The following is a 14,315-nucleotide window of genomic DNA, read 5'->3' on the forward strand; positions in this document are numbered from 1 at the left end:
GAGCTCCGCAGCGGTCCAGTTGCAGCTGCCCGGCACCAAGATCGGCGAGCCGATCCGCTCGTGCAGCCCGCGGGCGTGCTCGATATCTTGCGGCGCGAGTCCGAGTCGTTGCCCGGGTAGTGCTGCGCACGCCCCCGGAGGAGGGAACGCTCGCCGTTGATCATCTCGCGGAGCGCCGCGACAACGAGGTCGGTGCGGGTGGGGGTCACGCCGATCGACCGCAGCACACGTGGGCCCGCACCGTCGGCCGCACGAGGCCCCACCCTCCATCCCGCCCCTGCATGAGCACAGGACACGCGCGGCCCTCAGCGGTGAACACCTTCGGGAACCGGCACCGAGATCCGCTGAGCGTTGGCCCATGTGCCAACGAATCGGGGTCCGTCCTGGCCCGAGGGCCATAGGTGAGCGCCGTCCGCCTTCCTAGCCTGGGCGAAAGATCGGCCGGAAGGGACGCGTGCATGAAGATCACCGGCGTCGACGTGGGCGGGACCCACACCGACATCATCGCCTTCGACACCGCCAGCGGCGACATCGCCGTCCACAAGGTCCCGAGCACGCCGCACGACCACTCCGTGGGGCTCGTCGACGGGGTGTCCGCCGCGGTGGCCGGCGCCCGCCTCGACTTCCTCGCGCACGGCACCACGATCGCCACCAACGCACTGCTCCAGCACGACGGCGCGTCGACCGGGCTGATCACCACCGCCGGGTTCCGCGACGTCCTGCACATCGCCCGCCACCAGCGACCCCTGCACTACTCGATCCGCCAGCAGATCCCGTGGCAGGACCAGGCGCTCATCCGGCGCAGGCACCGCAAGGTCGTGCACGAGCGGATCGACGCCCGCGGCGAGGTGATCACATCCCTCGACGAGGACGAGGTGCGCAGGGCCGCCGCGGAGCTCGCCGACCAGGGCGTCGAGTCGGTGGTCATCGCCTTCCTCAACAGCTACCGCAACCCCGAGCACGAGCGGCGCGCCGCCGAGCTGGTCCGGGAGGTGTTCCCCGCCGCCTTCGTCACGACCTCCTCGGGAGTCTCGCCGCAGTTCCGCGAGTACGAGCGCTTCACCGCGGCCGCCGTGAACGGGTTCGTCGGCCCGACGGTGCAGCGCTACATCGGCAGGCTCGGCTCGCGCCTCGCCGACGCCGGGCTCGACGCGGAGCTGCGCATTATGCGCTCCAACGGCGGTGCCGCCACCCCGCGCTTCGCCGCCGAGTACCCGGTGACGCTGCTGATGAGCGGGCCCGCTGCGGGGGTCCTTGCCGGTGCCCACGTGGGCAGCGCGTGCGGCCGCGACAACCTGGTGACCTTCGACGTCGGGGGCACCAGCGCCGACATCGGCATCGTGACCGGCCGCAGCATCATGGAGTCCGCACCGCGGGACACCTGGATCGCGGGGCTGCCGATCGTGGTGCCGATGATCGACGTCCACACCGTCGGCGCGGGCGGCGGCAGCGTCGCCCACGTGGACAGGGGCGGCGCGTTCCGGGTCGGCCCGCGCAGCGCGGGCGCCGTCCCCGGCCCGGCCTGCTACGGGCAGGGCGGCACGGAGCCGACGGTCACCGACGCCAACCTCGTTCTCGGCAGGCTGCGGACCGACCGCACACTGGCCGGGTCGACCGCACTGCGCCCCGAGCCGGCGATCGAGGCGCTGCGGGCGCTCGGCGAGCCGCTGGGCATGACGCCGGAGCGGACCGCCGCGGGCGTGCTGACGATCGTCAACCACAACATGGCCAACGCGATCCGCACCCGCACGATCCAGAAGGGCAAGGACCCGCGCGCGTTCACGCTGGTCGCCTTCGGGGGCGCCGGGCCGCTGCACGCGGCGGAGGTCGCGGCGTCGCTCGGGCTGCCCGAGGTCCTCGTGCCCCGCTATCCCGGGATCACCTCGGCGATGGGTCTGCTCGCCGGCGACCTCAAGTACGACCTGCTGCGCACGATGTTCCTGCTCGGCGACGACGTACGCGGCACCGAGCTCGACGCCGTCCTCACCGAGCTGACCGCGGAGGCGCGGACCCACCTCGTCACCGACGGGGTCGCCGCCGAGGACATGTCCTTCGAGCGCTACGCCGACTGCCGCTACCTCGGCCAGGGCTACGAGCTGCGGGTCCCGTTCGACGACGGGGCGCTGGACGAGGAGGCGGTGCACCGCTGCTGGAAGCGCTTCCACGAGCTGCACGCCGAGGAGTACGGCCACGCGTTCCCAGACAGCCCGATCGAGCTGATCAACGTGCGGGTCATCGCGCGGGGCAGGCTGCCCAAGCTGCCGGCCTTCTCCGTCGCCGCGGACCCCGACGCGAGCACGGCGGTGGTCGCCACCGACCCGGCGCTGTTCACGGTCGACGGCGAGCTGCGGCCACTCCCGACCACGTTCTACGAGCGCTCGAAGCTCGGCGCGGGCGCGGTCCTGGAGGGACCCGCCGTGGTGCTGCAGATGGACTCGACCACGGTCGTCCCGCCGGGCGCACACGCCGAAGTGCTCGGCACCGGCGACATCCTGATCCACGTCGGAGGTGAGCGGTGAGCGCGAAGCAGGTCGACGTCATCGAGTACCCGCGCGGCACCGCACTGGAGCGGGCCCTCGACCCGATCACCACCCGGGTCATCGCGGGCGCCCTGGAGAGCATCGTGCTCGAGGTCGGGCACAAGCTCAGCAGGATGGCGTACTCGTCGGTGATCCGGGAGTCCGAGGACTTCGGCGCCGCGATCCTCGACGCGCGGGGCAGGCAGGTCTGCGAGTGCCCGCTGTCGACGCCGCTGCAGCTCGGGCCGATCCCCGGCTACGTGCGCGGGATCGAGCAGATCCTCGCCGAGCGGGGCCAGACCTGGCACGAGGGCGACGTGATCATGCACAACTCGTCGTTCCACGGCGCCTCGCACCAGCCGGACGTGGCCTTCTGCGTGCCGATCTTCCACGAGGGCGCACTCGTCGGGTACAGCGTCACGACCGCGCACCACCTCGACCTCGGCGCGCTCGTGCCGGGTTCGGTGGGCATCGTCGACGCCACCGACGCCTACGCCGAAGGGCTGCAGTTCCGCGCCGTGAAGGTCTACGAGCGCGGCGAGCCGAACGCGGGCATCTGGCAGCTGCTGCGCGACAACATCCGCAGCGCCGACATGGTGGTCGGCGACATGGAGGCGCAGATCGCGGCCGCACGCGTCGGCGCCCGACGCTACGTGGAACTGCTCGAGCAGTACGGCAGGGCGACCGTCGAGGACGCGTGCGAGGAGTTGATGAACTACTCCGAGCGCGTCCTGCGCGACCAGATCGCCGGGCTGCCCGACGGCGTCTACCGCGCCACCGGGTACGTCGACGGGTTCGCCGACGACCCGGACCCGGAGCGCAGGCTGCTGCCGGTGAAGGTGGCCGTCACCATCGAGGGCGACACGCTGACCGTCGACCTGACCGGCACCGCACCGCAGGTCGCGGAGAAGGCCATCAACATGCCCTTCGTCGGCACCGTGGACATCGCCGTCTACGTGACGCTGCGTTCGATCCTGCTCGACCAGGCCACTCACGAGGACATGCCGCAGAACTCCGGGCTCGTCCGGCCGGTCCGGATCGTCGCCGAGCGCGGCAGCATGGCCAACCCGGTCTTCCCCGCCGCGACGATCGCCCGGTTCTGTCCCGGCAACGTCGTCGCCGACACCCTGATGCACGCCCTGTCCCCCATCTGCGGCGACCGCGTCTCGGCGGGCGTCGGCAACCTCAAGGTCATCGCGTACAGCGGGCTGAACGGCGAGAAGTATTGGGTCTACATGGACATCAGTGAGGGCGCCTACGGCGGGATGTTGGAGCGCGACGGCATCGACGCGATGGACACGCTCTACGCCAACACCCGCAACAACCCGGTCGAGGACATCGAGGCGCACTACCCGCTGCGGGTGCGCCGCTACGAGCTGCGCACCGACCGCAGTGGCGCGGGCCGGTGGCGCGGCGGGATGGGCACGGTGCGCGAGATCGAGTTCCTCGCGCCCGGGATGATGAACCTCGAGGGCGACGGGAACTCCTCCGCACCGTGGGGCGCCTTCGGCGGGCAGAACGGCTCCCCCGGCGGTGTCGATTTCGTGCGGGCCGACGGCACGGTCGAGGCGCTGCCCTCGAAGCTGCAGGGGCGCAGGGCCCAGGAGGGTGACGTCATCCGCACGCTGAGCCCGTGCGGCGGCGGTTACGGCGACCCGCTGGAGCGCGACCCCGAGCTGGTGCTGTCCGACCTGCTCGACGGCTACCTGAGCGAGGAGACCGCGCGCTCGCGCTACGGCGTCGTGCCCGCGGGGAACGCGGTGGACGAGCAGGCCACGGCGGCGTTGCGGGAGCGGTTGCGCGGGGCGGACGCAGCCGAGCACCGGCCGCCGTGGGCATCGGTGCCCTCGGGCACGCTGGGCTGACCGGTCGTGTCCGTCCTGCTGAACGCAGCACCGGAGGGCCGTGCGCACCGATTCCGCGCGGAGCACGATGTCCCGGTGCCATACGACGCCGAGGAGCCCACCAGGATCGACCGGCTCGAGGCGATCATCGAGATCAACCGCTCGCTGGCCTCGACGCTCGACGCCGACGCGCTGACCCACCGGATCCTGCGCGAGGCGATCCGGATCATCCCGGCCGCCGATGCCGGCGTGCTGCTGCTCTACGACACCGATCGCGAGCGACTGGTGGTGCGCCACGCCATCGGCTTCGGCCCGAGCATCTACAAGATCGAGCTGGCACCTGGCGAGAGCCTCACCGGACGCGCGTTCCAGGAGCGCAGATCGGTGCTGTACCGGACGCAGGAGTCGCTGGCCCCCCAGCAGGACCTCGCCCCGGCCAGCCATCGGCTGCTCGCCGCCGCGGCGGGCGGGATCGAGTACCCGCACAGCGCGCTCGTCGCACCCCTCCTGACCCACGACGGCCCGATCGGGGCGATGATCGTCGAGAACTTCTCGACGCCGCAGGTGTTCAACCAGTTCGATCTGCGGCTGTTCGAGGGGCTGGCGCAGGGCGCGGCGATCGCGATGGTGAACGCCCGGCTCTTCGCGTCCGAGCGGGCGGCGCGGATGCGGCTGGAGACGGTGAACCAGCTCGTCAGCGAGCAGCGTGACCAGCTGGAACGGCGGGTCCAGGTGCAGGAGGCGCTCGCCGACATCGTCCGGGAGGGGCTCTCGGCGGACGCGCTCGTCGCGCGGCTGGCCCGGCTGTGCCGGGCCGGCGTCTTCCTCTGCGATTCGCTGCGCGCCGTCCGCATCGCACAACCGCCCACCGACGCGTTGACCGTCGGCGACATCGACGACGAGCACCGCGAGGTGATCGGGACGGCGGTGCACGAGGCCGAGGCGACCCGGAGCCCGCAGCGCGCCGATCTCGGTGCGGGGCGGGTCCTGCTCGTCGCGCCGATCCCCGGCGGCTCGGAGATCCTGGGCTTCCTGTGCGCCCTGTTCGGCGACACCGCGCCCGACGAGGTGCACGCCGCCGCCGTGTCGTCGGCGGCTCACATCGCCGCGACCGAGCTGGTGGAGCAGCGCGCCCGCGAGGAGGGGCGCATCCGCACGCAGGCGGACACCCTCGAGCTGCTCGTGCAGGGGGTCGCTCCCGGCGGCGCGCAGGGCCCGTTCCTCGTGGCGGTCGGCCGCCTCCAACACAGTTCCCTCCAGTACCGGGTGCAGCCTGCCGTCGACCACCGGCAGCTACGGGCCCTGCTGGCGTGCGCGCAGCACGAACTCGGCGACGGCGACATCGGAGGGAGACCCCTCCTCGCCGCAACCGTGCGCGACCATCACGTGGTCCTCGTGTGGGCGGGGCCGGACGACGAGGAGAACCTGCGGCGACGGCTGCGCGCGGCGACGCAGCGGTTCGCGCTCCTGGACCCGGCGTGGCAGGCGAGCTTCGTGGTCTCCGACGCGGTCGACACACCCACCGAGTTCGCCGACGCCCTCGCCGAGTCGCGACTCGTGGCCGAGCTGCACCGCCAGGTGCGGAACGCGAACCCGGTGCACACCGTGCGCAGCCTCGGCGCCTACCGGCTGATCCTGCGCAGCGCGAAGGCGGCCGACGTGCTGCGGATGTGCGAGGACGCCCTCGGCGCGGTGCTGCGCTACGACCGCGACCGGGGCACGTCGATGCTGCCGACCTTGCGCGCGTATCTGGACCACGGCGGCGCGACGAAGGCCGCCGCGCGGGCGCTGTCCGTGCACCCGCACACCGTGCAGTACCGCCTCGGCAGGCTCGAGGAGCTGTCCGGTCTCCGCCTGTCCGCACCGCAGGACCGGCTGACCCTCGAGCTGTGCCTGCGCATCCACGACAGCGCCGCGCTGTCCGACTCCCTCGGCCGGGACTGACCGGCCCACCCCCGAACGAACGAGCAGTCTGGAGGACACCCGTGTCCGATCCCTTCCCCAAGGTCGCGACCCGGCGCATGGAGGAGCTCGTCACCGAGCTGGGCAGGGTCGGTGAGCAGCAGCCCGGCGGCGGGCTGATCCGCTTCGCCTACGACGACGCATGGCGCGCGGCGGGCGCGCTGGTCGCGCGCTGGATGACCGAGGTGGGCCTGCAGGTCCGCACCGACGCGGTGGGCAACGTCTTCGGCAGGCTCCCCGGCACCGAGAGCGCGTCGACGGTGCTCACCGGCTCGCACATCGACACCGTGCGCTTCGGGGGCAGGTACGACGGGGCCCTCGGCATCCTGACCGGGCTCGCCGCGATCGAGGAGCTGATCCGGACATGCGGACGGCCGCGCAGGTCGCTCGAGCTCGTGGCCCTGTGCGAGGAGGAGAGCAGCCGGTTCGCCGCGGACTTCTTCGGCTCGCGGGCGATGCTCGGCACCATCGGTCCCGACGAGCCCGACACCCTGCGCGACGCCGACGGCGTCACGCTCGCCGCCGCGATGCGCCGGGTCGGGCTGGACCCGGCCGCGATCGGATCGGCACGGCGCACCGACGTCGAGGCGTTCGTCGAGCTGCACATCGAGCAGGGCCGGGTGCTGTACGACGAGGGCACGCAGATCGGCGTCGTCTCGGCGATCACCGGTCTGCGCTGGTTGGACGTCACCGTGACCGGGCGGGCGGACCACGCCGGGGCGACGCCGATGGACCTGCGGCTCGACGCCATGCAGGGCGCCGCCGAGATGACGCAGGCCGCGACCGCACTCGCCGAGGCCGAGGGCCGCCCGGCGGTCGCGACCTGCGGGATGTGGCAGGTGCACCCGGGCGGGGTGAACATCGTGCCCGAACGCGTCACGTTCTCCATCGACCTGCGCCATCCCGGTGAGGCGACGCTGGACCGGCTCGCCGGACGGATCCGCCAGGAATGCGAGCGGATCGCGACGCGGCGCGGTCTCGAGGTCACCCTCGACGACACCAAGGCCGTGGCGCCCGCACCGATGGACGAACCGCTGCAGAAGGTGATCGCGGAGGCCGCCGAGGGGCAGGGGGTGTCGGCGCGCCCGATGCCCAGCGGCGCCGGGCACGACAGCCAGATGTGGGCACCGCACGTGCCCACCGCGATGATCTTCGTGCCGAGCGTCGAGGGGCGCTCGCACTGCCCCGAGGAGTACACCCCGGCCGAGGACTGCGCCGTCGGGGCGTCCGTCCTGGCCGGCACGTTGCGGGATATCGCCTACTGACCGGCCGAAGACTGGAGGCTCCGTGCGCATCCTCGTCGTCAACCCCAACACCACCGAGAGCATGACCGCCGCGATCGGCGAGGCCTGCCGCGCGGTCGCCGCGAACGACACCGAGGTGACCGCGATCAACCCCGCGTGGGGCCCGCCGTCGATCGAGACGTACGCGGAGGACCACGTCGCGGCCGCCGCGATGCTGCAGACCATCGCCGAGCACCGCGGCGACTACGACGCGTTCGTCATCGCGTGCGCGGGCGACCCCGGACTGCACGCCGCCCGTCAGATCACCGACGCGCCGGTGATCGGCATCGCCGAGGCCGCCATGCACATGGCGTGCCTGGTCGCGCACCGGTTCTCGATCGTGACGGTGATCGACAGCGTCATACCGATGCTCCGCGACATGGTCGCCCTCGCTGGGATGTCGCAGCGCTGCGCCTCGATCCGGGCCACCTCGCTCTCCGTGCTGGAGATCGAGCAGGACTTCGCCCACGCCGAACGCGTCCTCGTCGAGGAGAGCAGGCGCGCCGTCGACGAGGACGGGGCGGAGGCGATCGTGCTCGGCTGCGCCGGCATGGGCCCGCTGGACAAGCGGCTGCAGGACGAGCTCGGCGTGCCGGTGCTGGACGGGTGCGGCTGCGCGGTCACGCTCGCAGAGGCCTGCCACCGCTACGGCATCACCACGAGCAAGGCCGGCGCCTACGCAATGGCACCCGGTCGTCTCGCCCGGCTGGGTATCCCCGCCGGATGACAGGAGGAGGAGCAGGCGCAGTGGAACGACTCATCATCGACACCGACATCGGCACCTACTACGACGACGCGTTCGCCGTGCTGCTGGCGGCGAACTCGCCCGAGGTGCGGTTCGAGGGCGTCACGACGTGCTACGGCGACACCGCGCTGCGGGCCGAGATCGCGTGCAAGATCCTGGAGTTCGTCGGCATGCCCGAAGTGCCGGTCTACGCGGGAATCCGCGATCCGCTCGGTGAGGCCGAGGCGCTGATGTTCGGCTTCGAGGGCCAGGGCGTCTTCGACGACGGGCGGCCGGAGAAGCAGCCGGAGCCCGGGTCGGCCGTGGACTTCCTCGTCCGGATGGTCCGGGAGAACCCGGGCGAGATCACGATCTGCACGCTGGGCGCGGTGACCAACGTGGCGGCGGCGATCCGCCAGGACCCCACGTTCGTCACGAACCTCAAGCACTTGATCATCATGGGCGGCGTGATCGTGCCGGTCGTCGACGAGAAGGGGATCACCCGCTCCCCCGTCGAGGAGTACAACCTCAACAACGACCCGGTCGCTGCGAAGATCGTCATGAACTCGGGCGCGAACACCACCCTCGTGCCGATCGACGTCACCCTCCGCGTGCCCATGGCGAAGCGGCACATCGAGGCCATGGAGGCCGCCACGAGCCGGTCGGCGCAGATGGTGTCACGGATCCTCGCGCCGTGGCCGGAGCAGGAGCGCCTGATCTACCTCAGCGTCGGCATCCCGACCGAGTTCACCGGCATCTGGCTGCACGACCCGCTGACCGTCGCCGTCGCGTACGACCCCGGCCTCATCACCTCGGCGCGCCTCCACGTGGCCACGGAGTACGCGCCCACGCTCGTGCCGCGCGACCTGCTCGTCCGCCACGACATCCTGCGCACCATCCCGAAGAAGAAGGCGCCCAACATGAACGTCGCCGTCGACGTGGACGCCGAGCGGTTCACGCAGCTCTTCGCCGACCGGATCATCGACGGCCGCTGAGCAGCCGGGTCGGCGGCGGCCAAGACAGGGGCGGCCGCCCACCGGTGGTCTCCCCCTGTGGTACGCCATCGGGCCGGGAAGGCCGGTCCGGTCCGCGCACGCCTAACGACTGCACCCGCTTCGAGCGGCCCGGCACCGGCGAAGGGCGGTCGGCACCAGCCAGTACTGGCTACGGCAGGGTCTGTCCGCCGTCGACGTGCCACGACTGGCCGGTGCCGAACCGGGACGTCGGGGGCGAGCACGACCGCAAGGTCGACGACGTCCTCCAGCGTGGCGAGCCGGCCCATCGGGATCCCGGTGCGGAGCTTCCGGATCACCGTTGATCTGCTGCTCCAGCCCGATCCCGAGCCGGCCGGGCGAGGACTCCGAAAGAACCGCTGCTCCACCTTGACGGGAAAGTCCCCGTGTTCCATCATCATCGAGTCATTGGATGACTGGAGGACATGTGGCGATCCCCCGGACAGGCTTGGTGGAGGCCCTGAGCCGGCACACCCTTCGGCTCATCGAGCAGGACGGGCTGCAGCCGGGCGACCGGCTGCCGTCCATGAAGGCCCTCGCCGAGCGCTTCGACGTGGCGACCCAGACGATGCGCGAGGCGCTACAACGGCTGGAGGCGAACGGAGCGGTCGAGATCCGTCACGGCTCCGGGATCTACGTCCGCAACGGACGCGAGCGCATGGTCATGGCGAACCGGGGCTACGGCGAGATCGAGGCGTCAACCGTGCTCGACCTCCTCGACGCGCGCCTGCTCATCGAGCCGCATCTGGCCGGACTTGCGGCGGCCGCCCACGACCGCACGCCCATAGCCGCCGTCGAAGTCCTGCTGCGCCGAGCTCAGCAGCACCTCAGCGGCGACGACGAGATCTTGCACGATCTGAACATGCGATTCCACTGCTCGCTGGCCGCCCTATCGGGCAACCGCGTACTGGCCCAGACCATCGAGTCGTACGTGGAGCTGTACTCCTTCGAGCAACTGGCAGTCCTGTCCTTCTACGACAACGAGGGTCGGCCACGCGACCAGCATGACCACCACGAGATCCTCGCGGCGGTGCGCGAGGGCGACCCCGTCAAGGCCCGCGACCTCATGCACGCGCACCTGCTCGGGGTGCGCACGTACATCGCGGAGCGGATCGACGCCGAGCTGACCAGGCCCGCCGGCTAGACCTCCTCCTCTACGACCACCGATCAGGGCGCCCCGGCCGACGGCCCGCGCCCGGCTCACACACGCCCGCTGTCGGCCTCACGCGGCCCGCGGCGCGGACGGGCATGTCCCCGACCGAGCAACGCCATCGCACGACAACGACGACGAAGGGTGGCTCATGATCAGACGCTTGTCCCGGCGCAGTCTCCTGCGCTGGACCGGAACGGCCGCAGGAGCTGCGCTCCTCGCCACCGCCGCGTGCGGGACTCGGACGACATTCGACGAGGACGGTCGCCGTCTCCTCCGGCTGGGCTACATCATGAGCGAGGGCGATCCCGGTCACGCCGGCGCAGTGCGCCTGGCTGAGCTCGTCGCCGAACGTAGTGACACGCTGCGGATCCTTCCGCAGCCGAACGGCCTGTTGGGCGGGGAACAGGATCTGTGGGAGGGCCTGCACATCGGCTCGATCGACATGGCCCTGACCGGTGTTGGCCCGATCAGCTTCTTCACCCCGCAGTTCGCCGGCGTGCAGATGTACTACGCGATCCGCGACCTGTCCCACCTCGACGCGGTGTTCCACGGAGCAATCGGCCGTGAGGTGGCCGCGGCGCTGCTCGAGGCCAAGCGGGGCCGCATCCTCGACTGGTGGCACCGGGGCGCCCGACAGGTCACGGCTAACCGGCCCATCCGGGAACCCGCTGACCTCAGAGGTCTCAAGTTGCGCTGCCCGGAAGGACGGACCTACATCGAGTCGTGGCGCTCGCTCGGGGCGAGCCCGACGCCGATGGCCCTCGGCGAGCTGTTCACCGCCCTGGAACAGGGCGTCGTCGACGCCCAGGAGAATCCGCTCGAGCTCATCGAGAGCCAGTCCATGAGCGAGGTCCAGTCCCACGTGAGCATGACCAGCCACCAGTACGCGGCCTTCCTCATGGCCGTCAGCGAGCGCACTTGGCAGCAACTGTCGGCTGCCGAGCAAGATCTGCTCCATCAGGCAGTCGTGGATGCAGGAACGTTCGAGAAACGCGCGGTCCAGGACATCGAGAGCACCGCGCGGGCGGCGTTGCGCGACGACGGGATGGCCGTTGTAGAAGACGTCGACATCGCACGGTTCGAGGAGATCTGCCTCGATACCGCACGCCGGCTGGAGACCGAAGGGCTGTGGCAGTCCGGCCTCTACGAGCGGGTCCGGGAGGCAGCGTGATGCGCGCATCACTGATGCTGCAACGACGACTCGCCCAGTTGCTCGAGCTGCTGCTCATCGCGGTGATGATCGGGCTCGTCGCCACCATCGCGGTCCAGGTATTCAGCAGGTACGTCCTCGGATCGCCCGTTCCGTGGACCGAGGAGCTCGCGCGCTACCTGCTCGTCTACCTGACCTTCGTGGGATGTGCCCTGGCCATCCACGAGCATGCCCACCTGCGTATCGACGTCCTGCTCGTCCGGTTTCCCGTACAGCTGCAACGGGTGATCGGACTCCTGACGACCGCAAGCCTGCTGATCACCGCGGTCCTGCTGGTCTGGTACGGAATCGTCTTCACCGAGCTGTCCTGGGGCACTGTCTCGCCCGCACTCGCCCAGTCCATCGCCTGGATCTACGCGGCCATGCCGGTCACCGGCGCGGTGATGGCGTGCTACCTCGTTCCACAGCTGATCGACCGAATCACCCACTGGAACGACTACCCGCGCGCCATCCCCGACGGCGACGAGCCCGGCGCCGCATCCCCTGCTGGGCAGGAGGGTGCTGCGTCATGATCGAGGTCTTCCTCGTCGGATTCCTGGTGCTGCTCCTACTCGGCGTTCCGCTCGGATTCAGCATGCTGCTGTCCTCGATCCTCTACATCCTCACCACCGGTACGCTACCCCTCGAACTGGTGCCGCAGCGGGTCTTCCAGGGCCTCAACCACTTCACCTGGCTCGCCATCCCGCTGTTCCTGCTGGCCGGCGAGCTGATGAACGCCGGCGGCATCACCGGCAGACTCGTCACCTTCGTGCAGAGCGCGATCGGTCAATTCCGCGGCGGGCTGGCCTACGTCACGGTGGTGACGAATGTCGGCATGGCAGGGATCTCCGGCTCGGCTCTGGCAGATGCCGCGGGTACCGGGTCGGTGCTGATCCGCTCCATGCAGCGCGCCGGGTACACGACCCGCTTCTCGACCGCGGTCGTCGCCGCGTCCAGCACGGTCGGCCCGGTGATCCCACCGAGCATTCCGTTCATCCTCTACGCGACACTCGCCGGCGTCTCGGTCAGCCAGATGTTCGCGGCGGGCGCGGTGCCGGGCATCGCGATGGCGCTCTTCTTCATGGTCGTCATCGCGATGCTGGCCCGTAGGAACGGCTTCCCCAAGGAGCGGCGCCGGTCGTGGCGTGAGCGGGCCCAGGCCTTCCGGGACGCGTTCTTCGCGCTGGTGATGCCAGTGATCATCCTCGGCGGTATCCTCTCCGGCGTCTTCACGGCGACGGAGGCAGCCGGCGTCGCAGTGCTGTATGCCCTCGTCGTGTCCATCGCGATCTACCGGGAGCTGGACGTCCGACAGCTGCCGGGCATCCTGCTCACCTCCGCGAAGAACTCGGCGGTCATCCTCTTCGCGATCGGCGCAGCGGGCCTGTTCGCCTGGCTGATGACCTACTCGCAGGTCGCGGGACAGCTTGCGACCGTGATCGGCGCCATGACCGACAGCCCGACCGTCGTGCTGCTGCTCGTCTCCTTGTTGCTGCTGTTCCTCGGCCTGTTCATCGAGGCGACACCACTGATCATCATCCTGACGCCGGTGCTGCTGCCGGTGGTCACCGCGCTCGGGGTGGACCCGGTGCACTTCGGCCTCGTCATGGTGCTGGTGCTGATGATCGGCCTCGTCACACCGCCGGTCGGGATGGTCCTGTTCATCACCGCCGGCATCGGCCGCACGAACGTCATCGAAGTCGCCCGCGGCTGCGTGCCGTTCATGGCCGCGATGATCGCCGTCGTGATCCTGGCCGTCGTCTTCCCCAGCTGGGTGATGTGGCTGCCCGGCCTGCTCGCGGACTGATCCCCGTCCCACCCCTCTACCCGTACCGGAGAACTCCTGTGGAGAAGCACCCCACCCGCCCGCATACCCTCAGCGCGGAGGCGACCCGACGTCTGAAGGGCACGTCGACGGCAACCCTCACCACACAGCTGCTCAAGCGCGGTCTACGCAACACCTTCCTCGGCGGCCTGCAGGTCCTGCGCCCGGACCTGCGAATGGTGGGCTACGCGTTCACCCTGCGCTACGCGCCGGCACGGGAGGACCGCGGCTCCGCCGTCCACTACGACAACAGCACCGACGTGCAGCGGCTCGCCGTCGAGGCGATCGGCCCCGACGAGGTGCTGGTCATCGACGCCCGTGGCGAGACCCGCTCCGCCTCGCTCGGGCACATCCTCGCCACGCGAATCACCCGGCGCGGCGCGGCCGGGATCGTCACCGACGGTGCCCTACGCGACCTGGGCGGATTCTCCGAGCTGCCGATCTCGACCTACGTGCGCGCAGCCCACGCCACCACGTCCTCCGTCATACACCACCCGGTCGACATGAACGTGCCCATCGGCTGCGCCGGCGTTCTCGTCATGCCCGGCGACGTGCTGGTCGGTGATGCTGAGGGGGTGGTCGTCATTCCGGCGGCGATGGCCGAGGAGGTGGCCCACGACGCGTACGAGCAAGAGGTCCTGGAGGAGTTCATCCTCGCGAAGGTCGACGCGGGCGGCGGCATCAACGGCCTCTACCCGCCGAACGAGGCCACGTTGGCCGAGTTCGAGCAGTGGCGACGAGACCGACCCGCGACCCGGGCATGACAAGTCGTCGCCGAGACCACAACTCGCGCATCTGCTCGC

General features: G+C 70.7%; 11 protein-coding genes. All 11 read left to right on the top strand.

The features are described 5' to 3' along the window. Nucleotides 1-458: 458 nt before the first annotated feature. The 11 genes from FB558_RS00510 to FB558_RS00560 all read left to right on the top strand — a co-directional run bounded on the left by FB558_RS00510 (nucleotide 459) and on the right by FB558_RS00560 (nucleotide 14,276). Nucleotides 459-2,519: a hydantoinase/oxoprolinase family protein gene (locus tag FB558_RS00510; RefSeq protein WP_142047080.1), complete on the top strand. Its 2,061-nt coding sequence runs from the start codon at nucleotides 459-461 to the stop codon at nucleotides 2,517-2,519. Continuing rightward, nucleotides 2,516-4,384, top strand: coding sequence for a hydantoinase B/oxoprolinase family protein (locus tag FB558_RS00515; RefSeq protein ID WP_211365925.1), 1,869 nt, complete (start codon nucleotides 2,516-2,518; stop codon nucleotides 4,382-4,384). Before FB558_RS00510 ends, FB558_RS00515 begins: the two co-directional genes overlap by 4 nt. Before the next feature lie 75 nt (nucleotides 4,385-4,459). Continuing rightward, nucleotides 4,460-6,307 carry a helix-turn-helix domain-containing protein gene (locus FB558_RS00520; protein ID WP_170231136.1) on the top strand — a complete coding sequence of 616 codons (1,848 nt, stop codon included), beginning with the start codon at nucleotides 4,460-4,462 and terminating at the stop codon, nucleotides 6,305-6,307. A 41-nt stretch (nucleotides 6,308-6,348) separates the two neighbouring features. Continuing rightward, nucleotides 6,349-7,590, top strand: coding sequence for a Zn-dependent hydrolase (locus FB558_RS00525; RefSeq protein ID WP_142047084.1), 1,242 nt, complete (start codon nucleotides 6,349-6,351; stop codon nucleotides 7,588-7,590). A gap of 22 nt (nucleotides 7,591-7,612) precedes the next feature. Continuing rightward, nucleotides 7,613-8,335: an aspartate/glutamate racemase family protein gene (locus FB558_RS00530; RefSeq protein WP_142047086.1), complete on the top strand. Its 723-nt coding sequence runs from the start codon at nucleotides 7,613-7,615 to the stop codon at nucleotides 8,333-8,335. 20 nt (nucleotides 8,336-8,355) lie between these two features. Further along, nucleotides 8,356-9,327, top strand: a complete 972-nt coding sequence (locus tag FB558_RS00535) for a nucleoside hydrolase (RefSeq protein WP_170231137.1) — start codon at nucleotides 8,356-8,358, stop codon at nucleotides 9,325-9,327. 445 nt (nucleotides 9,328-9,772) lie between these two features. Further along, nucleotides 9,773-10,489 carry a FadR/GntR family transcriptional regulator gene (locus FB558_RS00540; protein WP_170231138.1) on the top strand — a complete coding sequence of 239 codons (717 nt, stop codon included), beginning with the start codon at nucleotides 9,773-9,775 and terminating at the stop codon, nucleotides 10,487-10,489. Between the two features lie 157 nt (nucleotides 10,490-10,646). Next, nucleotides 10,647-11,669 (top strand): TRAP transporter substrate-binding protein, encoded by a 1,023-nt coding sequence (locus FB558_RS00545; protein ID WP_142047092.1) that lies wholly within the window; start codon nucleotides 10,647-10,649, stop codon nucleotides 11,667-11,669. Between the two features lie 38 nt (nucleotides 11,670-11,707). Continuing rightward, complete coding sequence (locus FB558_RS00550; protein WP_170231139.1) at nucleotides 11,708-12,220, top strand: TRAP transporter small permease; 513 nt, start codon at nucleotides 11,708-11,710, stop codon at nucleotides 12,218-12,220. Beyond that, complete coding sequence (locus FB558_RS00555) at nucleotides 12,217-13,494, top strand: TRAP transporter large permease (RefSeq protein ID WP_142047096.1); 1,278 nt, start codon at nucleotides 12,217-12,219, stop codon at nucleotides 13,492-13,494. Before FB558_RS00550 ends, FB558_RS00555 begins: the two co-directional genes overlap by 4 nt. A gap of 38 nt (nucleotides 13,495-13,532) precedes the next feature. Beyond that, nucleotides 13,533-14,276 (top strand): ribonuclease activity regulator RraA, encoded by a 744-nt coding sequence (locus FB558_RS00560; protein ID WP_142047098.1) that lies wholly within the window; start codon nucleotides 13,533-13,535, stop codon nucleotides 14,274-14,276. The last annotated feature ends 39 nt before the right edge of the window (nucleotides 14,277-14,315 follow it).

The sequence above is a fragment of the Pseudonocardia kunmingensis genome (assembly GCF_006716445.1).
Classification (GTDB): Bacteria; Actinomycetota; Actinomycetes; order Mycobacteriales; family Pseudonocardiaceae; genus Pseudonocardia; species Pseudonocardia kunmingensis.

Excerpts from the sequence above, each read along its gene's own strand:
- FB558_RS00545 (WP_142047092.1), top strand. The coding sequence starts at position 10,647 with ATGATCAGACGCTTGTCCCGGCGCAGTCTCCTGCGCTGGACCGGAACG.
- FB558_RS00510 (WP_142047080.1), top strand. The coding sequence starts at position 459 with ATGAAGATCACCGGCGTCGACGTGGGCGGGACCCACACCGACATCATC.
- FB558_RS00555 (WP_142047096.1), top strand. The coding sequence starts at position 12,217 with ATGATCGAGGTCTTCCTCGTCGGATTCCTGGTGCTGCTCCTACTCGGC.